Here is a 20,565-nt window from a genome sequence, read left to right as displayed (position 1 = left end):
CGATAGGGCCGCCAGGAGCGCCCCGTAGCATCGACCCGTGCTCACGGATCTGCTCCCCTCCGCCCGCCGCCACGTCCTGCTGCTCGTGCTGGCGGGCGCGCTGCTGCTGGGTCTCGGCCCGGCCGCGCAGGCCGAGGAGGCCGACGATCCGGTGCGCCTGGTGATCGCGACGGCGGGCCTGGGCTGGGAGGACATCTCCGCGCAGCGGACGCCGCAGCTGCAGTGCCTGGCCGACCGCTCGGGCCTCGGGGCGATGAACACGACCTCCACCACCGTGGTCTCCACGCAGGTGCAGGGCATGGAGACCCTGCGCACGGGGTATCGCGGGCTGGCCGCACAGGCCCCGCGCAGCAGCGGGATCCCGGCGCCGCCAATGGATCAGTGGGAGCAGCTGCCGGTCGCGACCGTCGAGATCGACGCCGCGGGCCCGGCCGACCCGGCTCCGGGAATCACCGCCGCCCTCGCGGCCGGATCCGTGCTGCAGGTCGACGTCGGCTCCGTGCCGGACCACGCCGACCCCGCCCGTGCGCAGGAGCTCGCCGCGCTCGATGCGCGCGTGGGCCGGGTGCTCGATGCGGCCGGCGGCTGCGACGCACCCGAGCTCCCCCGCACCCTGCTGCTCTCGGTCGCCGCGACCGACCCCGCCGACCCGGAGGCGGTCCAGCGCACCGGGGCGGTCGCCTCCCGGACCGTCGGACTGCAGGTCGCGATGGACACCGCCTTCCCCGGCCAGGCCCTCACCAGCGGCGCGACCAAGCAGACCGGGGTGGTGGTGCTGACCGACGTGCTGCCCACCCTGCTCGGCTCCCACGGCGCCACGGCCGAGGGGCTGGTCCCCGGCCAGCCCTTCCGCGGCACCGACCACGCCGATCCGCAGCAGCTGGTGCTGGACCGCTCGCAGGCGGCCCGGCAGGTCGATGCCGCGACCGTGCCGGCGCTCGGCTCGTGGTTCGCGCTCGGGGTGATCGGGCTCGTGATCACCCTGGTGCCGGCCCTCGCGCGACGCCCGCGGCTCGCCGCCGTCGGCCGCGCCCTGATCACGATCACCCCGCTCGCGCTGGGGGTCACGCTGTTCGCCTCCCTGGTGCCCTGGTGGCGGGCGGAGCACGCCACGCTCGCCCTGACCGGCGTGATCTGGGCGGGCAGCGCCCTGCTGGCGGTGCTGGTGCTGGGCGGGCCCTGGCGGCGTCACCGCAGCGGGCCGGTCGGCGTCTCCGCGGCGCTGGTGGCGCTGCTGCTGCTCGGGGAGTCCGCGACCGGGTCCCGCTTCCAGCTGTCCTCCCCGCTGGGTGCGCAGCCGATCTCCGGCGGACGCTTCTACGGGTTGTCGAACCACCTGTTCGGGATGGTGCTCGCGGCGTCGCTGATGGCGCTGCTGTGCCTGTTCGCCGTGGTCCGCACGCCCCGCGCGCGGGTGGTGTGGACGGTGGTGGTGGGCGGCCTGGTGGCGGTGGTGTGCGTGGCCCCGTCGATGGGCGCGGACTTCGGCTCCATGCTGGCCACCATCCCGGCCTTCGGGCTGCTGGCGCTGCTGGTCTCCGGGATCCGGCCGCGGCTGTGGCATCTGCTGGCCCTCGGCGCCGCCGGCGCGGCCGCGGTGCTCGGGGTCTCCGTGCTGGACTGGCTGCGGCCACCGGAGGAGCGCACCCACCTGGGGCGCTTCATCGACGAGCTGCTCAGCGGGGAGCTGCTGACGGTGATCGTCCGCAAGCTCGCGCAGAACCTGGCCATGACCACCGGCTATCCGGCGCTCGCGGTGCTGATGCTGCTGGCCGTCATCGCGTCGGTCGCGATCCTGCTGCCGGGCCGGATCCGCTGGCGGCGCCTCGCGCAGCTCGATGCGCACCACGACGCCGCGTACGGGGTGCGGATCGCGCTCGTGGTCGGCACCTGGGTGGGCTACGCCGTCAACGACACCGGTCCGGTGCTGGTGGCCGCGATCCTCGGGATCTGGCTGGCCTACCTGCCGGCCGTGCTGCCGGATCCGCGGCCGACGGACTGATCAGGCGTTCTCGGCGTCCACCGCGGCGTGGACCACCAGCGAGGCGTACTCCTCGGGGGTCAGCGGCGGATCGATCGAGGCCGGCACCTCCGGCTCCGGGGTCTGCAGATGCGAGGCGACGATCACCGCGTGCTCCGGGGAGAACAGGGCCTCGACGGGGGCGCCGGAGAGCCTCCGCGCGAGGGCGTCGAGGTCGAGTCCGGCCAGGTAGACCACGTCGTCGGGGGCGAAGGGGCCGTCCACGGGCAGCGCCCGCAGCCGGCGGTCCAGCAGCTCGATGTCCGCGTCGCCGAGAGCGCGCATCTGCGCGTCGGTGAAGGCCCCGTCGACCGGGAGCCCGGCCAGCAGCCCGCGGCGCCGCTCGGCCCGGCCCGCGGCGTCGTCCGGCACGACGGTCCAGACGTCGGCCTCCGGGGCGGGCTCGCGGACCTCCGCGGCCGCGACCGCCGCGGCGGGCTCCGCGACGGCGGGCTCCCCGGCGGCGGGCTCCTCCCCCTCCGGGGACAGGTGGCGCTTGCGCGCGAGCGCCCGCACCACGTCGCGCAGCTGGGCGGCGCGGTGCAGCTGCCCGCGCAGGTCCTTGCCGGTGGCGCGGTGATGGAGCTCGGCGGGAACCTCCTTGACCCAGAAGCCGGCGCTCAGCGCGTCGATCGTCAGCGAGGTCTCGACCCCCAGCCGGGGGCGAGCGGCAGGCAGGCCTCCCAGGTCTCGCGGGTGATGCAGCGGGTGCCCGAGAGCGGCTGGGTGGGCTCCCAGCCGGTGGCGCGTTGGATGCCGCGGCGGGCGGTGCGCACCACGACGCCCATCCCGGCGGCGCCGGCCTGCGGGGGCAGCAGGGCGATGGCCATGTCCACGCCCTCCCCCAGCACGGCGTCGACCAGCGGCTGCGCGGCGGCGGCGGAGTCGCCCATGTCGGCGTCCAGGAACAGCAGGGCCCGCGGCACCGCGCCGTCGGCGCCGATCACCGGCAGCGGTCCGGTGTGGCCCGGCGAGCGCGGCTCGGCGTGCAGCTCCTCGGAGAAGCCCGCACCGCCGTCGGCCCTCTCGGCGTCCTCGCGGATCGCGACCAGCTGCGCGCCGGTGGCCATCGCGGCGGCCTTGCCGCGGTTGCTCTTGTGCCGCACCACCATGGCGTCGGCCCCCATGGCGACGGCGGAGGTGGCGTCGGTGGAGCCGTCGTCGACGACCACCACCAGGTCCACCCCGGTGATCCGGCGGGCGGAGTCGATCGTGGCCTCGATCCGCTCCGCCTCGTTCTTGGCGGGGATGACGACGGCCACCCGCTCGGGGCGGTGCACCGTCAGCGGCCCCGGCGTGCTCATCGCAGAGTCACCTGTCGGGCGACGATCCCGCCGCGCGCGCGGCGCTCGCGCACCGTCAGGGGCTCCTGCGAGGCCAGGGCCTCCTCGAAGCGGGCCCGGAACTCCTCGGCCACGGCCTCGACGGCCTCGACGCCGTGGCCCGTGGGCAGGTCCCAGACCGGGATCGCCAGGCCCTCGGCGCGGAAGGAGCCGACGTACTTCGTGCCCTCGCCGAGGGCGGACTCGCGGCGGGCGTGGAGGCGGGTGACCGCGTCGATCACCTTCTCCTCGTCGGCGTCCAGCACCCAGCGCACGTGCTCCTTGGCACCGGCGTCGACCCAGTAGGCGTGGGGCAGGCCGGCGACCGGGCGGGTTTGCATGATCGAGTCGTTGGCCTGCGCGATCGCCTGCTCGATCTCGTCGGTGCGCTCGGCGCTGGGGTCGAGCCAGAACTCGAAGGTGTCCTGGACGGTGATCGCGAAGTCGCCGGAGAGGTCGAGCACGTCCTGCAGCCGCGGGGACTCCTCGTCGAGCACCACGGCGGTGACCGGGCTGCCGGGCTCGAGGGCGAGGGCCTGCCTGATCGCCTGGCCGAGGCCGCGGGAGAGGTCGCCGCCGGGGTACGGGGCCTGGATGCCGACGGTGACGGTGCCGTCGGTGCGGCGCACGGCGGGCCAGGCCATCGGCAGGATGGTGGCGAGCTCGACCTCGACCGCGCCGAACTCCTCGGTGGTTCGGGCGGCCATCGTCGCGGCCGGGATCAGCTGGCGCATGGCCACCAGGTCCTGTTCGTTCGGCAGGCCCTCGAAGGGACGCAGGACGACGGTGTCGTGGGAGGTGGCGCTCATGGCGGGAAGTCTACCGATCGCCGCCCCCGCCCCGGCGGGGCACGCCGTCAGACCTCGGCGCCGACCTCCATCAGCTCCCGGGCCCGCTCCTCGAGGTCCATGGGCTCGACGCCGTCGAGCATGTGCAGGGCGAAGTCCTCGCTGAAGCGCTCGAAGAACAGGGTGCCGCGCACCGAGTTGCCGTGCGGATCCAGCTGCGGGGCGTAGGCGGCGATCCCGAAGCGGGAGGGCAGGCCCGCGATGATGCCGCCGCCGACGCCGGACTTCGCGGGCAGGCCGACGTCGCTGACCCAGTCGCCGGCGTTGTCGTACATGCCGCAGGTCAGCATCACCGAGAGCACCTGGCGGGCGGCGACGCGGGAGAACACCTCCTCGCCGGTGAGGGGGTTGGTGCCGCCGGAGGCGAGGGTCGCGGCCATCACCGACAGGTCCGTCACGGTGGTCAGCACCGAGCAGCCCTGCAGGTAGCCCTCCACCACCTCGTGGGCCTCCTCGCTCATGGATCCGGCCGCGCGCAGCATGTAGGCCAGCGCGAGGTTGCGGTCGCTGCCGCGCAGCTCGGCCTCGTAGGTCCGCTCGTGCACCTCCAGGGGCCGGCCGGCCGCGGCGTCGAGCACGGCGCGCAGGCGCTCGCTGCGCTCGCTCTGGGTGGGGCCGAGCATCGCGTGGGTGCGGATCGCCCCGATGTTGACGAAGGGGTTCTTGGGCTTCTTGGTCAGCGGGTCGAGGCTGAGGGCGTTGAACTCCTCCCCCGAGGGCTCCTCGTCCACGACGTCGTTGACGTAGTCCATGCCGTGCAGGTCGATCGCGGCCCCGTAGGCGAAGGCCTTTGAGATCGACTGCATGGGGAAGCGATGGTCGGTGCCGGAGAGGGTGATCTCCCCGTCCAGGGCGCAGAGGGCGACGCTGAAGTGGTCGGCGCGGGCCCCGGACAGCTTCGACATCTCCGGGATGTCGTCCTCGGAGCCGGCGGTCGACAGCGCCGTGTTCATGTGGTCGAGGTACCCGGTCAGTGCAGTGGTCACGCACCGACCGTACAGGTCCGGCGCACCGGGATACCGTGGAGCATGACCGTCGCACCGCTGCTCGACACCGATGTCGTCGCCCGCCACACCCTCGCGCACGACGCCTCCCACTACCTGCTGCTGCCCGAGGCGGTCACCGCCCCCGCGGACGAGGCCGAGGTGGTCGCACTGCTGCGCGAGGCCACGCGGACCGGACGGGCGGTGACCTTCCGCTCCGGCGGCACCAGCCTGTCCGGTCAGGCCCAGTCCGCCCAGGTGCTGGCCGATGTGCGCACCCATTTCCGCGGCGTCGAGGTGCTCGACGCGGGGGCGCGGGTGCGGGTGGGTCCGGGCACGACGCTGCGCCGGGTCAACGCGCACCTGCTGCGGCACGGGCGGCGGCTGGGCCCGGACCCGGCCTCGGAGATCGCCTGCACCATCGGCGGGGTGATCGCGAACAACTCCTCCGGCATGGCCGCGGGGATCGCCGAGAACTCCTACCGCACCCTCGAGTCGCTGCGCTTCGTGCTGCCCGGCGGCACCGTCGTGGACACCTCCCTGCCCGGGGCCGACGCGCACCTGCGGCAGCAGGAGCCGGCCCTGCACGAGGGGCTGGTGCGGCTGATGCGGCAGGTGCGCGACTCCCCGGCGGCGACGGCGGTGATCCGCGAGCGCTTCGCGCTGAAGAACACCATGGGCTACGGGATCAACGCCCTGCTGGACTTCGAGACCCCGGCCGACGTGCTGGCCCACCTGGTGGTGGGCTCCGAGGGCACGCTCGCCTTCGTCTCCTCCGCCGTCTTCCGCACCGTGCCGCTCCAGAAGCACATCGCCACCGGGCTGATGGTGCTGCCGTCCCTGCAGGCCGCGGCCGCGGCGCTGCCGGAGGTGGTGGGGGCGGGCTTCGCGACCGCCGAGCTGATGGACGCCCGCTCGCTGATCGTCGCGCAGGGCCTGGCCGGGGCCCCCCGGGAGATCGCGGGGCTCGAGGTCGCCGGGCATGCGGCGCTGCTGGTCGAGCACCGCGCCGACGAGCCGGGGCCGCTCGCGCAGAAGGCGGCCGACGCGGCTCGCCTGGCACGGGGCCTGGGGCTGTCGGTGCCGCTCGAGATGACCACCGACGCCCGCCGCCGCGGGGCGCTGTGGACGACCCGCAAGGGGCTCTACGCCGCGGTCGCCGGGGCCCGGCCGGCCGGCTCGACCGCCCTGCTGGAGGACGTGGTGGTGCCACTTCCCGCGCTCGAGGCCACCTGCCGGGGTCTGCAGGAGCTGTTCGACCGCCACGGCTACGACGAGTCGGTGATCTTCGGGCACGCCAAGGACGGCAACCTCCACTTCCTGCTCAACGAGCGCCTCGGGGAGCGCGGGGGCCGCCTGGAGGCGTTCACGCAGGACATGGTCGAGCTGGTGCTCGGCCACGGCGGGAACCTCAAGGCCGAGCACGGCACCGGGAGGGTGATGGCGCCCTTCGTGGAGCGGCAGTACGGTCCCGAGCTGTACCGGGTGATGCGGGAGCTGAAGGCGCTGGTGGACCCCGCCGGGATCCTCAACCCGGGGGTGGTGCTCACCGACGACCCCACGGCCCATATGCGCGACCTGAAGCCGGTGGTGGCGATCGAGGAGGAGGCCGATCGCTGCGTCGAATGCGGCTACTGCGAGCCGGTGTGCCCCTCCCAGGACCTCACCCTCACCCCGCGCCAGCGGATCATCCCTGCGGCGCGACGCGAACCTCGCCGAGCAGCGCGGCGATCTCGCCACCGCCGCCGCGATCCGGGACGCCTACGACTACCAGGGGCTGCAGACCTGCGCGGTCGACGGGATGTGCGAGACCGCCTGCCCGGTCGACATCAACACCGGGGACCTGGTGCGGCGGCTGCGGGCGCAGGAGGCGGGCGCGGCGCCGAACGCGCTCTGGGGCGCGGCCGCCGGGCGCTGGGACCTGGCCACGGGCGCCGCCTCGACCGCGATCAGCGCGGCCGGGCAGCTGCCGGCCGTCCTCCCCCGCGCCGCGACCGACGTCGGCCGGGCCCTGCTGGGAGCCGAGACCGTGCCGCAGTACCGGCCCGAGCTGCCCCGGCGCGGCGGCTCGGGGCGCCGCGGCGGCGGGCGCGGGCGGGCCTCGGCCGACGTCGCCGCGGTGTACCTGCCCGGCTGCGTGCACACCATGTTCGGGGCGGCCGGGTCCTCCCCGGGCGTCCCCGCGGCGCTCGACCTGCTCGCCCAGCGGGCGGGGATGCGCCTGGCGGTGCCCGACGAGGCCGCCTCGCTGTGCTGCGGGACCCCCTTCTCCTCGAAGGGGATGAGGGCGGCGAAGGAGACGATGCGGCAGCGGGTGCGCCGGGCCCTGCTCGCGGCGAGCGGGGACGGCGCGCTGCCCGTGGTGGTCGACGCCGCCAGCTGCACCGAGGGGGTGGTGGGCGCGCTCGAGGGCACCGGGATCGAGGTGGTCGATGCGGTGACCTGGGTGCGCCGGCACCTGCTGGGGCACCTGCCGGTGCGGCAGCGGGCCGGGTCCGTGACCGTGCACCCCACCTGCTCGACTACTCGCCTCGGGGCGGGCGAGGACCTGGTGGCGATCGCCGCGGCCTGCGCGGCCGAGGTGGTGGTGCCGGTGGCCTGGGGCTGCTGCGCCTACGCGGGCGACCGCGGCATGCTGCACCCGGAGCTGACGGCCTCGGCGACCGCCGCGGAGGCCGCCGAGGTCGCCGCCCACCGGACCGACTGGTACGTCTCGGCGAACCGCACCTGCGAGCTCGGCATGCAGGCGGCGACCGGGCAGGAGTACCGGCACGTGCTCGAGCTGCTGGAGGCCGTCACCCGCTGAGCGCGCGACGGCCGTCGCGGCTCAGTCCAGCGGGTCGAGGGTCTCCCGGTCGGTGCGGAAGGCCCGGCGGCGGGCGTAGGCGTGGACCTCGTCGAGGCCCTCGCGCTGCCGCTCCGCGAGCTCGGCGAGATCGCGGAAGATCTGCGGGTCCAGTCCGAGCTCGTCGGCGTTGTCGGCGAGGGTCTGCCAGCCGCCGCGCTTGCCGAGGACGGCGCCGCGCATCAGCTCCACCTCGAGCACCATCGTCATCGGGGAGCGGCTGAGGACCCGGCCGTTGTTCTTCAGCCGGCCCACATGCTCCCCGGCCCAGGCCACGGCCTGGCGGTGGGGCAGGCGGCGCAGGCCGAGGTCCTCGATCAGCTGCGCGAGGAAGCGGCGCTCGGCGCGGATCTGCTCGGCGATCACCGAGAGCGTGGCATGGGCGGGGGTGTCGATGAAGGCCGCGGCCATCCGCTGGATCCGCGCGGTGCCGGCGGTGGCGCCGGTGAGGTGGTCGGACAGGTACAGGCCCAGCAGCTTGCGGTCGATCCGCGGGGAGATCTCGGCGCCCTGCCCGCCGCCCTGCCCGGCCGGGGTGCCGGCGCTCCCGCCGATCGGCAGCAGCACCCGGCTCGCATCGCGCGGCCGCATCGGCACGGTGTCGCTGCCGGCGCCCTCGGCCATCCCGTCCAGCAGCTCCGCGAGCGACTCGGCGGCGGTGTGCTGCGGCTGCCATCCCAGCAGGCGCTTGGCCCGCGAGTTGTCCATCACCGGGACGTTCATGCCCATGTCGATCCAGCCGGCGTCGGCCGCGACCGCGCCCGCCTGGTGCGCGGCGGCGACGGCGGCGCGCACCACCGGCACGGGCAGCTCGAGCGGGCGACCGCCGGCCAGGATCCGGGCCAGCTCCTGCGTCCCCAGCAGGTCGTCGGCGCAGATGTTGAAGGCGCCCGGCTGAGCGAGCACGGCCGCCGCGGCGTAGGCGGCCGCGACGTCCTCGGAGTGCACGGCCTGGATCCGCAGCCCGCGCGGCAGCGGCAGCAGGGGCGACCCGCCCGCCTTCAGCAGCTGCATCGGCATGTTCTCGCCGATGAAGTAGCGCTGGATCTCGGAGCCGGCGGCGCCCTGGAAGATCAGCGAGGGCCGCAGCCGGGTCACGGTGATCTGCGGATGGGCGGCGGCGAACTCGTCGAGCACCTGCTCCTGGGCGACCTTGTCGACGCTGTAGTGGGAGGTGCGCACGCCCCCGGTCGCCCAGGACTCGTCGCGCACCTCGAGCCCCGGGGAGGGCGCGTAGACGCCCACGGAGGAGGCGACCACCAGGGTGCGCACCCCGGCGTCCGCGGCGGCCTGGGCCACATGCCGCGTCCCCTCGACGTTGACCCGGCGCAGCAGGTCGCGGTGCGAGGCGGGCTGGATCAGCCAGGCCAGGTCGATCACGGCGTCGACGCCGGTGAAGGCGTCGGTCAGCTGCTCCACCGCCTCCTGCTCGGTGACGGCGGCCGCGACGTCGATCGATCTCCACTCGGCGCTCGCGTAGGGGGCGGTGGAGGTCTCGGGCACGCGGCGCGCGATCCCCAGGATCGAGGTGACCTCCGGGCGCTCCTCCAGTGCGGACAGCACCGCGGTTCCGACGTTCCCGGTGGCTCCGACGACGGCGATTCTCATATGGGCTCCCCCTTGGGGCGTCGCGCGGGCCGCGACGTGCTGGCGGATCCTGCGAGGACCCTCCCAACCTAGACACCGCCGGCGGTGACGTGAAGGGCTGAAGGCCTACCCCGACCGGTCGGTCTCTCGCCTGCGCCGGACCGCACAGCGCCCACTCCTGAAACTTCTTGCAGGTTCGCTCGAACCGGTTGAGACCTCCATGCCCAGGCCGTAGGGTCAAGACGGCGCGGCGCCGCGAAGCAGCGGCCCGTCACCGGAGTCCTTCTTGCAGCCGCCAGGCGTTCTTGCAAGTCTTCGCGCCCCTCCCCCGTCGGCCCGGGCCGGCACCCTCGGACAGAGGAGTCCCCGCATGTCGGTCCCGCAGTCTTCACGCCCCACCCGTCCGCTCGCGCCGACCCGCGTGCTCGCGGCGCTCACCGCCCTGGTGATGGCCACGATGGCGCTTCTCGGCACCGCGCCGCTGGTGCATGCCGTCGGCCCGGGCCAACCGGTGCTGGTGGGGTCCCTGCAGGACGAGCTGGGCTGCGCCGGCGACTGGGTCCCGGACTGCGAGGCCACCGCCCTCGCGCCCACCGGCGTCGCCGGGCAGTGGGAGTCCACGCTCGAGATCCCCGCCGGGCAGTGGGAGGTCAAGGCGGCGATCGGCGGCGGTTGGGACGAGGCGTACGGGCTCGACGGCGGCGAGCAGAACATCCCGCTGGCTGTCGCCGCCCCCACCCGCGTGACCTTCCGCTTCGAGACGGAGACCTCGCGGCTGTCGGTGGCGCTCGCGGACCAGGGCGGGGAGTACTCGCCGGAGGACGCGCAGCTGGCACAGGCCCCCTACCGCCACCCCGGCGGCGGCCAGACCTTCTACTTCGTGCTCACCGACCGGTTCGCCAACGGCGATACCGGCAACGACACCGGCAGCATCGAGGGCGACCGCCTCGACCATGGTTTCGACCCCACCGACAAGGGCTTCTACCAGGGCGGCGACATCGCGGGCCTGCACCAGCAGCTCGACTACATCGAGGGCCTGGGGATGACCTCGATCTGGCTGACCCCGTCCTTCACCAACAACCCGGTCCAGGGTGAGGGCGCGGACGCGAGCGCCGGCTACCACGGCTACTGGATCACCGACTTCACCACCATCGACCCGCATCTGGGCACCAACGAGGAGCTGAAAGCGCTCATCGAGGACGCCCACTCGCGGGGGATCAAGGTCTACTTCGACATCATCACCAACCACACGGCGGACCTCATCGACTACCAGGAGGGCGAGTACGGCTACGTCGACCAGGCGAGCAGCCCCTACCTCGACGCCGAGGGGAACCCGGTGGACGTGACCGCGGCCGCCCAGTCCCCCGACTTCCCCGCGTTCGATCCGGCGACCTCGTTCCCGTTGACCCCGGTGCGCGGCGAGGACCAGCCCACGATGGTGCCTGCGGAGCTCAACGACGTCACGATGTACCACAACCGCGGCAACTCGACGTGGGAGGGCGAGTCGGTCACCTTCGGCGACTTCGACGGTCTGGACGACCTCATGACCGAGGACCCGCGGGTGCTCGCCGCGATGGAGGGCATCTACACCGCCTGGATGGACTTCGGGATCGACGGGTTCCGCATCGACACCGCCAAGCATGTGGACCGCGCCTTCTGGGAGTCCTTCACGCGCACGCTGGTCGAGCACCAGGGCGCGACCCCCGCCGGCGAGGAGTTCTTCACCTTCGGCGAGGTGTACGACGCCGACGCCGCACTGCTGTCCCCCTACGTGCGCGAGACCGATATGGACTCGGTGCTCGACTTCGCCTTCCAGTCCGCCGCGACGAACTGGTCCAAGGGCTTCACCGCGCAGGGCATGGCCGGGCTGTTCGCGGCCGACGACCTGTACACCACCGCGGAGTCCTCGGCCGCGGACCTCCCCACCTTCGTGGGCAACCACGACATGGGACGCATCGGCTACCTGCTGCAGGACTCCGACCGGCTCGAGCAGCGCACCGCCTTCGCGCACACCACGTTGCTGCTCACCCGCGGCCAGCCGGTGATCTACTACGGCGACGAGCAGGGCTTCGTGGGCGACGGAGCCGACAAGGGTTCCCGCCAGTCGCTGTTCGCGAGCCAGGTGCCGTCCTACCTCGACGACACCCTGATCGACGGCAGCCCCTACGGCAGCGGCGAGCATTTCTCGACCGATGCCCCGCTGTACCCGCTGATCAGTGAGCTGGCGACGCTGCGGAACTCGACCCCGGCGCTGGCCATAGGCGCCCAGATCGAGCTGCACGCCGACGACGGCCCCGGCGTGTACGCCTTCTCCCGGGTGGACCGCGAGCAGAAGGTCGAGCATCTGGTGGCGCTGAACAACGCCGGACAGGAGCGCACCCTCTCCCTCACCGCGCTCACCCCGGGCGCGACGTTCACGTCACTGCTGGGCGACCACGCCCCGGTGACCGCCGCGGCCGACGGGACCGTCGAGGTCACCGTGCCCTCCCTGGGCGCCGTGGTGCTGGTGGCCGACGGCCCGGTCGCGGGCGCCGGCGACGCGCAGGAGGTCTCCCTGGCCCCGGCCGACGGCGGCAAGGTCGAGGGTCGCGCCCCGATCTCCGCAACCATCACTGCGGACCGCTGGGCGGAGACCGCCTTCAGCTATCGCCTCGCCGGTGAGGTCGCCTGGCATCCGCTGGGCGCCGCCGAGGACGACACCCCGCGCGTGTTCCACGACGTCACCGGCCTGCCGGCCGGCACCCTGATCGAATACCGCGCCGTCTCCACCGACGCCGAGGGGAACCGGGTCGCCGACTCGACCACCGCCGTCGTCGGCGCGGACCTCTCGGCCGCGGGCGGCGACGAGGGCGCCGGAGAGATCGGCGAGGACTCGGTGACCCTGCCCGGCTCGCACAACGCCGCCATGGGCTGCACCGGCGACTGGCAGCCGGACTGCGCGGTTGCCCAGCTCACCCTGGACGCCGACTCCGGGATGTTCACCGGCACCTTCGACCTCCCGGCCGGCGAGTACGCGTTCAAGGTCGCCGTCGGCGGCAGCTGGGAGGAGAACTACGGCGCAGGCGGGGTGCCCGGCGGTGAGGACATCACCTACTCCCATCAGGGCGGGCCGATCACCTTCTGGTACGACCCCACCACCCACGTCGTGCAGTCCAGCGCCGACGGCCCCTTCCTCACCCTTCCCGGCTCGTTCAACGCCGCGCTCGGCTGCCCGCAGGACTGGATGCCCTCCTGCATGCGCAGCTGGCTGCAGGATCCCGACGGCGACGGCGTGTCCACCTTCTCCACCGACGCGCTCCCCCGCGGGTCCTACGAGGTCAAGGTCGCTCATGGCGGAACCTGGGACGAGAACTACGGCGTCGGCGGCGAGCTCGATGGCGGCAACTATTCCTTCTCCACCGAGGACGGCGAGATCGTGACCTTCACCTACGAGCTGGCCACCCACCAGCTGACCATCGAGGCCTCCGATCCGCTGACCGCGGGCTCCGGCAGGCAGCTGGGCCACTTCGTGGACGCGGGCACGATCGCCTGGCCGACGAACCTGGTCACGGCGGGAGCAGAGACCCGCTGGGAGCTCGTCAGCGCCCCCGAGGGCGGGCTCGCGACCCGGGACGGCGCCGTCACCGGCGGCGAGAGCCTCGGGCAGCTGACCCTGCGCGCGGGCGGCCTGGACGAGGCCGAGCTCGCCGGCCGCGGGCACCTCGAGGACTTCCTGGCCCTCGAGCTGCCGACCGTGGACCGGGCGGCGCTCGAGGAGGCGCTGCGCGGGGAGCTGGCGCTGGCGCAGTACGGGCCCGACGGGCTCGAGGTCCTCACCGGGCTGCAGATCCCCGGGGTGCTCGATGACCTCTACGCCGACGAGGCCGCCTCCCAGCAGCTCGGAGTGAGCTTCGAGGACGGGACGCCGACGCTGTCGCTGTGGGCACCGACCGCGAAGAGCGTGACCGTGCAGCTGCACGGCCCGGCCGCGGACGCGGGTGACCCGTCGGCCGCCCGCGCCGCCGCGACCGAGGTGGCGATGGAGCGCGGCCCGGGCGGCGTATGGACCGCCCGCGGCGAGGCCGACTGGACCGACCAGGCGTTCACCTACGCCGTCGAGGTGTTCGTGCCCGAGCTCGGCGAGGTCGTCACCAACACCGTCACCGACCCGTACTCGGTGGGGCTGACCCTGAACTCGCAGCACTCGGTGCTGATGGACCTCGCCGATCCGCGCTGGGCCCCGGAGATCTGGACCGACACCCCCGCCCCCACCGTCGCGCAGTTCGCCGACCAGACCATCTACGAGCTGCACCTGCGGGACTTCTCCGCCGGCGACGAGGCGCTGCCCGAGGAGCTGCGCGGCAGCTACGCGGCCTTCGGCCATCCGGATTCGACCGGCTCGGCGCGCCTGGTGGAGCTCGCCGAGGCGGGCGTGACCACCGTGCACCTGCTGCCCACCTTCGACATCGCCACGATCGAGGAGGGCCGCGCCGCGCAGCAGCAGCCGCAGATCCCCGCCGGGGCGGGACCGTCGTCGGCCGAGCAGCAGGCCGCGGTGACCGCGGTCGCCGATCAGGACCCCTATAACTGGGGGTACGACCCGCTGCACTTCATGAGCCCCGAGGGCTCCTATGCGACCGACGGCCACCAGGTGGGCGGTGAGCGCACCCGCGAGTTCCGCTCCATGGTGGGCGAGCTGCACGCGATGGGCCTGCAGGTGGTGCTCGACCAGGTGTACAACCACACCGCCGCGCACGGCCAGGCCGACACGTCCGTCCTGGACCGGATCGTGCCCGGCTACTACCACCGCCTCAGCCTCGAGGGGACGGTGGAGACCTCCTCGTGCTGCTCGAACATCGCCACCGAGCACGCGATGGGCGAGAAGCTCATGGTGGACTCGACCGTGGCGTGGGCGCGCGAGTACGGGGTGGACGGGTTCCGCTTCGACCTGATGGGCCACCACAGCGCCGACAACATGCTCGCCGTCCGCGAGGCGCTCGATCAGCTGACCCTCGAGGCCGACGGCATCGATGGCGCCGGCATCTACCTCTACGGCGAGGGGTGGGACTTCGGCGAGATCGCCGGCAATGCTCGCTTCACGCAGGCCACACAGGGGCAGCTGGGCGGCACCTCGATCGGCACCTTCAACGACCGGCTGCGGGACGCCGTCCACGGCGGCAGCCCCTTCGACACCGACAAGCGCACCGTGCAGGGCTTCGGCACCGGCCAGTTCACGATGCCCAACGGCCATGCGGAGGTCGGCGAGCAGGAGCAGCTCACCGACCTGCGCCACCGCACCGACCTGATCCGGATCGGGATGGCCGGCAACCTCGCCGACTACGAGCTGACCGGTTCCACCGGCGAGGTCGTGCGCGGTGACGAGCTGGACTACAACGGGGCCCCGGCCGGGTACGCCACCCGCCCCGAGGAGACCGTGAACTACGTCGACGCCCACGACAACGAGGCGCTGTACGACCTGGGCGTGTGGAAGCTGCCGCAGGACACTCCGCTCGACGTGCGGGTGCGGATGAACACGCTGTCCCTGGCCACGGTGACGCTGGGCCAGTCGCCCTCGTTCTGGGCCGGCGGCACCGATCTGCTGCGCTCGAAGTCGATGGATCGCGACAGCTATGACTCCGGCGACCACTTCAACGTCATCGACTGGACCGAGCAGGACAACGGCTTCGGCAACGGACTGCCCCCGGAGGAGAAGAACGGTGAGGCCTGGGAGCTGATGACGCCGATGCTCGAGGACCCGGCGAAGACGCCGACGCCGGAGGACATCGCGCTGAGCAGCGACGTCACGCTTGACCTGCTGCGGATGCGCTCCTCCACGCCGCTGATCACCCTCGGCGACGCGGAGCTGATCCGGCAGAAGGTGACCTTCCCCAACGCAGGTCCCGAGGCCACCCCCGGCCTGCTGGTGATGCGCATCGACGACACCGTGGGCTCCGACGCGGACCCCGCGCTCGATGGTCTGGTGACCGTGTTCAACGCCTCCGGCGCCCCGATCACCGAGGAGATCGAGGGCATGGCAGGGCTCGACTATCAGCTGCACGAGGTGCAGGCCGGCGGCGCCGACGAGGTGGTCAAGGGCGCGAGCTGGGATGCCCGGACCGGTGCCGTCACGATTCCGGCGCACACCGTCGCGGTGTTCGTCGCCCCGCAGGCCGGCAGCGGGCAGGAGCCCGATGGTGGTGACGAGGGCGAGGGACCGGGTGACGGAGATCAGCCGGGCGACGGCGGGGATCCGGGCGACGGCGGGGATCCGGGTGACGGTGATCAGCCCGGCGACGGGGATCAGCCGGGTGACGGTGATCAGCCCGGCGACGGGGATCAGCCGGGTGACGGGGACGAGCCGGACGACGGCGTGAAGCCGGATGCAGGCGGTGCCCCGGGTGACGGCAGCACCTCAAGCACCGACAGCTCCCGCGGGCCCCTCGCCCGCACCGGCGCCGAGATCCTGCCCTGGGCCCTGGCCGCCGCCGTGGCGCTCGGCCTCGGCATTGTCCTGATCGCCCGGGCTCGCCGCCGCGGCTGATCGGCGTCCGCGCCCCGCCCGCCCCGGATCGGGTCAGGTTCTGTTCCAGATTCGGTCGATTCTGGAACAGAACCTGACCCGATCCGGTGGCCGAGGCGCCCTCGGGCGGGGAGGAGCGGCGGGGGCGGCGGCAGCTGGCGATACGCCGCCCGTACGAGGTGATCCGGCTTACAGTAGGCAGATCCGACGACGTCGTCGGAACCGTTTCAGAGGCGTCCGGCGACGACGCGGACGTCCTTGATCGCATCGAAGGGAACTCCATGACTGTCTACGCACGTCCGGGAACCGAGGGCTCGAAGGTCACGTTCACGCCGCGCTACGAGAACTTCATCGGCGGCCAGTGGGTGCCGCCCGTCAAGGGCGAGTACTTCGAGAACCCCACGCCGGTGACCGGCGAGGTGTTCACCGAGGTGGCCCGCTCCACCGCCGAGGACATCGAGCTGGCGCTGGACGCCGCCCATGCCGCGGCTCCCGCCTGGGGGAAGACGTCGGTCGCTGAGCGTGCGGTGATCCTCAACAGGATCGCCGATCGCATCGAGGAGAATCTCGAGCTCCTCGCCGTCGCCGAGACCTGGGACAACGGCAAGCCGATCCGCGAATGACTGAACGCGGACCTGCCGCTGGCGGTGGACCACTTCCGCTACTTCGCCGGCGCCATCCGCGCGCAGGAGGGGTCGCTCTCGCAGATCGACGACGACACCGTCGCATACCACTTCCATGAGCCCTTGGGTGTGGTCGGCCAGATCATCCCGTGGAACTTCCCGATCCTGATGGCCATCTGGAAGCTCGCCCCGGCGCTCGCGGCCGGGAACGCCGTGGTGCTCAAGCCCGCCGAGCAGACCCCCGCCTCGATCCTGGTGCTCGCGGAGCTGATCGGCGATCTGCTGCCGGACGGTGTGCTGAACATCGTCAACGGCTTCGGCGTCGAGGCCGGTAAGCCGCTGGCCTCGAACCGTCGGATCGCGAAGATCGCCTTCACCGGCGAGACCACCACCGGGCGCCTGATCATGCAGTACGCCTCGCAGAACCTGATCCCGGTGACCCTCGAGCTGGGCGGCAAGAGCCCGAACATCTTCTTCGAGGACGTCGCCACCCGCACCGACGACGCCTACTACGACAAGGCCCTCGAGGGCTTCGCGATGTTCTCCCTGAACCAGGGCGAGGTGTGCACCTGCCCCTCGCGCGCCCTGGTGCAGGAGAGCATCTTCGACTCCTTCGTCGCCGACGGCCTGAAGCGGGTCGAGGCCACGAAGCAGGGCGATCCGCTGGACACCGACACCATGATCGGCGCCCAGGCCAGCAACGACCAGCTCGAGAAGATCCTGTCCTACATCGACATCGGGAAGCAGGAGGGCGCCAAGCGCCTCACCGGCGGCGGTCGCGCCGACCTCGGCGGGCACCTCTCCGGCGGCTACTACGTGACGCCGACGGTGTTCGAGGGCGACAACTCGATGCGCATCTTCCAGGAGGAGATCTTCGGGCCGGTGCTCGCCCTGACCCGCTTCAGCGACTACGACCAGGCGATCTCCATCGCCAACGACACCCTCTACGGCCTCGGCTCGGGCGTGTGGAGCCGGCAGCAGAACATCATCTACCGCGCCGGCCGGGCCATCCAGGCCGGGCGGGTCTGGGTGAACAACTACCACTCCTACCCGGCGCACTCCGCGTTCGGCGGGTACAAGTCCTCCGGGATCGGCCGTGAGAACCACCTGATGATGCTCGACCACTACCAGCAGACCAAGAACCTCCTGGTCAGCTACTCGGAGAGCAAGCTCGGCTTCTTCTGAGCCGGCCCTGACCCGGCGGGCGGGACCGGCGGCGAGAAGCCGCTCGTCCCGCCCGTCGACCGTCGTCGGCGGCTATCCTGGACCTCAGAGCACTCCTCGACCCCTGCGCGACGACGCGCCCACCGACGGGAGATGACGACGATGCCCCACCTGCTCGACGTGGCCGGGATGAGCCGATGGATCCAGCGCGACGGCGCCGAGAACATCCTCACCGGCATGGTCCACTACCTCGAGGACGACCTGCGGCGATGGCAGTCGTTCGAGAAGATCCCCCGCATCGCCAGCCATACCCGGTTCGGGGTGATCGAGCTGATGCCCATCACCGACTCCTCGCTGTACTCGTTCAAGTATGTCAACGGTCATCCCCTGAACCCGGCCCGCGGTCTGCAGACCGTCACCGCCTTCGGCATGCTCGCGGACGTGGACAACGGGTACCCGGTGTTCTTCTCGGAGATGACGCTGCTGACGGCCCTGCGCACCGCCGCGCAGTCCGCCCTCGCGGCGCGCGAGCTCGCCCGCTCCGACGCCCGTGTGCACGCGCTGATCGGGGCCGGCTCGCAGGCCGAGTTCCAGGCCCTGGCCGCCCGGGCGGTGCTGGGCCTGGAGGAGCTGCAGGTGTTCGACGTGGACGCCGCCGCGGTGGAGAAGGTGCGCCGCAATCTCGAGCCGCTGGGCTTCCGGGTCCTTCTGGCCGAGTCGGCCGACGAGGCCGTCGAGGGCGCGGACATGGTCACCACCTGCACCGCCGACAAGGCCCGCAATGCCGCGCTCCACCGCGACCAGGTGCGGCCGGGCATGCATCTGAACGCCATCGGCGGCGACTGCCCCGGCAAGACCGAGCTCGATCCGCGGATCCTCGAACATGCCCGGGTGATCGTCGAGTTCGAGCCGCAGACCCGGAACGATGGCGAGATCCAGCAGCTCCCGCCGGACTTCGAGGTCACCGAGCTGTGGCAGGTGGTCTCCGGCGAGGCGGCAGGGCGGACCTCCGACGAGGAGATCACCGTCTTCGACTCGGTGGGCTTCGCCCTCTCGGACTTCTCCGCCCTGCGCTACGCCCAGGACGCGAGCGCGGGCTCCGAGCTGCTCGGCTGGATCGACATGATCGCCGACCCCGACGACCCGAAGGACCTGTTCTCCCTGGTCACCTCGCCCGCGCCGGCGGGCTGAGCGCTGGGTCCGGGCTGGTCCGCTTCGGCCCGGCCGGCCCGGGCTGGGCCGACCGGCGGGCAGGAGGGTGTGATTCCGTTCCAGGATCGACCGACAGTGGAACGGAATCCGACCCTATTCGGAGGAAGCGGCGGCACCGGGAGTGGTGGTCCCGGTGCCGGGCACTGCGGCGGGGGCGACCTCCGCGGGAGCGGCCGTGGCCGGCTCGGTGCCGGTGAGGCGGCCCAGCTGGTTCATCAGGTGGTAGATGACCAGCGCCGCGAGGGTGCCCAGGGCGATGCCGGTGAGCTGGATGCCCTCGAAGGTCCAGGTGACGTTGGCGATGCCGACCACCAGGGCGACGCCCGCGGTGAACTGGTTCTTGGGGCGGGAGAAGTCGACCTGCCCGTCGACCCACATGCGCACGCCGACGATGCCGATCAGGCCGTACAGGACGAAGGTGACCCCGCCCAGCACCCCGGGGGGGATGGTGAAGATGGCGGCCCCGACCTTCGGGGACAGCGACAGCCCGATCGCGACGATGCCGGCCACCCAGTAGGCGGCGGTCGAGTAGACCCGGGTGGCGCTCATGACACCGATGTTCTCGCCGTAGGTGGTGGTCGGGGAGCCGCCGAAGCCGGCCGACAGGGCGGTGGCGATGCCGTCCGAGGCGAGGGTGCGCCCCACCATGTGGTCGAGGTTGCGGCGGGTCATCAGGCCCACGCTGGTCACGTGGCCGACGTTCTCGGCCAGCAGCACCACCACCACCGGCAGGAACATCGGCAGCAGGGCCCAGTTGAACTCGGGGTGGTGGAACTCGGGCAGGCCGAACCAGGCCGCCTTCGCCACCGGGGTGAAGTCCACCTCGCCGCGGGCCACCGCGACGAGGTAGCCGATCAGCACGCCCAGCAGCACCGAGATGCGGCCCAGCAGGCCCTTGAACAGGGCGGTGCACAGCACCACCGCGAACAGGGTGATGGTGGCGGTGACGGCGGACTGCTCGAAGTTCTCGTACGCGGTGGGCGCGAGGTTGAAGCCGATCAGCGCCACGATCGAGCCCATCACCACCGGCGGCATCGCCGCGGTGATCCAGCCGGTGCCGATGCGGGTGACCAGCAGGCCCAGCAGGGCCAGCAGCAGGCCGGTGACCATCACCCCGCCGAGGGCCGCGCCCATCGAGTCGGCCTGGGTGGAGGCGGTGATGGGGGCGATGAAGGCGAAGGAGGAGCCCAGGTAGCTGGGGACCCGGTTGCGGGTGATCGTCAGGAACAGCAGGGTGCCGATGCCGGAGAACAGCAGCGTGGTCGAGGGCGGGAAGCCGGTCAGCAGCGGCACCAGGAAGGTCGCGCCGAACATGGCGACCACGTGCTGGGCGCCGATGCCGATGGTCAGCGGCCAGGACAGGCGCTCCTCGGGCAGGACGATCGCGTCGGGGGCGATGGTGCGGCCGTCGCCGTGCAGCTGCCAGCGGGACATGGGGGCTCCAGGGGGGTGAGGAGGGGGT

The 20,565-nt window shown here is 72.7% G+C and carries 10 protein-coding genes and 2 pseudogenes; 6 read left to right on the top strand and 6 right to left on the bottom strand.

Going from position 1 to position 20,565, the window contains the following annotated elements; all coding sequences use genetic code 11:
• Window positions 1-37: 37 nt before the first annotated feature.
• Window positions 38-2,002, top strand: coding sequence for a hypothetical protein (locus tag ACOJUI_RS03305; RefSeq protein ID WP_422116682.1), 1,965 nt, complete (start codon window positions 38-40; stop codon window positions 2,000-2,002).
• Here ACOJUI_RS03305 and ACOJUI_RS03300 read toward each other — a convergent pair whose 3' ends face one another.
• The 4 genes from ACOJUI_RS03300 to glsA all read right to left on the bottom strand — a co-directional run bounded on the left by ACOJUI_RS03300 (window position 2,003) and on the right by glsA (window position 5,176).
• Window positions 2,003-2,539: a hypothetical protein gene (locus ACOJUI_RS03300; protein ID WP_422116681.1), complete on the bottom strand. Its 537-nt coding sequence runs from the start codon at window positions 2,537-2,539 to the stop codon at window positions 2,003-2,005.
• 116 nt (window positions 2,540-2,655) lie between these two features.
• A complete protein-coding gene (locus ACOJUI_RS03295; protein WP_422116680.1) occupies window positions 2,656-3,324 on the bottom strand; it encodes a glycosyltransferase in 669 nt (222 codons plus the stop codon).
• Window positions 3,321-4,151 (bottom strand): DUF5926 family protein, encoded by an 831-nt coding sequence (locus ACOJUI_RS03290; protein WP_422116679.1) that lies wholly within the window; start codon window positions 4,149-4,151, stop codon window positions 3,321-3,323. The genes ACOJUI_RS03295 and ACOJUI_RS03290 overlap by 4 nt, the downstream gene beginning before the upstream one ends.
• Window positions 4,152-4,198: 47 nt before the next feature.
• Window positions 4,199-5,176: a glutaminase A gene (gene glsA / locus ACOJUI_RS03285; RefSeq protein ID WP_422116678.1), complete on the bottom strand. Its 978-nt coding sequence runs from the start codon at window positions 5,174-5,176 to the stop codon at window positions 4,199-4,201.
• A 42-nt stretch (window positions 5,177-5,218) separates the two neighbouring features.
• Here glsA and ACOJUI_RS03280 point away from each other — a divergent pair.
• Both ACOJUI_RS03280 and ACOJUI_RS03275 read left to right on the top strand, forming a co-directional pair.
• A pseudogene (locus tag ACOJUI_RS03280) lies at window positions 5,219-6,655 on the top strand (FAD-binding oxidoreductase); the annotation flags it as partial.
• Window positions 6,656-6,974: 319 nt separating this feature from the next.
• A complete protein-coding gene (locus ACOJUI_RS03275; RefSeq protein ID WP_422116677.1) occupies window positions 6,975-7,979 on the top strand; it encodes a heterodisulfide reductase-related iron-sulfur binding cluster in 1,005 nt (334 codons plus the stop codon).
• 21 nt (window positions 7,980-8,000) lie between these two features.
• Here the strand turns inward: ACOJUI_RS03275 and ACOJUI_RS03270 are convergent, their stop codons facing one another.
• Entirely contained in the window at window positions 8,001-9,626 is a 1,626-nt protein-coding gene (locus ACOJUI_RS03270) for an NAD-dependent epimerase/dehydratase family protein (protein WP_422116676.1), read from the bottom strand.
• Window positions 9,627-9,975: 349 nt separating this feature from the next.
• On the opposite strand from ACOJUI_RS03270, the gene pulA reads away from it, so the two are divergent.
• The 3 genes and pseudogenes from pulA to ACOJUI_RS03255 all read left to right on the top strand — a co-directional run bounded on the left by pulA (window position 9,976) and on the right by ACOJUI_RS03255 (window position 19,082).
• Complete coding sequence (pulA, locus tag ACOJUI_RS03265; RefSeq protein ID WP_422116675.1) at window positions 9,976-16,125, top strand: pullulanase-type alpha-1,6-glucosidase; 6,150 nt, start codon at window positions 9,976-9,978, stop codon at window positions 16,123-16,125.
• Between the two features lie 260 nt (window positions 16,126-16,385).
• Window positions 16,386-17,912, top strand: a pseudogene (adh, locus tag ACOJUI_RS03260) (aldehyde dehydrogenase).
• A 141-nt stretch (window positions 17,913-18,053) separates the two neighbouring features.
• Window positions 18,054-19,082 (top strand): ornithine cyclodeaminase, encoded by a 1,029-nt coding sequence (locus tag ACOJUI_RS03255; protein ID WP_422117604.1) that lies wholly within the window; start codon window positions 18,054-18,056, stop codon window positions 19,080-19,082.
• 114 nt (window positions 19,083-19,196) lie between these two features.
• On the opposite strand, the gene ACOJUI_RS03250 is transcribed toward ACOJUI_RS03255, so the two are convergent.
• Window positions 19,197-20,537, bottom strand: a complete 1,341-nt coding sequence (locus ACOJUI_RS03250) for a uracil-xanthine permease family protein (RefSeq protein ID WP_422116674.1) — start codon at window positions 20,535-20,537, stop codon at window positions 19,197-19,199.
• Window positions 20,538-20,565 lie beyond the last annotated feature (28 nt).

This window comes from Brachybacterium sp. UNK5269, from assembly GCF_049266655.1.
GTDB lineage: Bacteria > Actinomycetota > Actinomycetes > Actinomycetales > Dermabacteraceae > Brachybacterium.
Note: the sequence above shows the minus strand (reverse complement) of the source record. Positions and strands in the feature narration are given on the sequence as shown.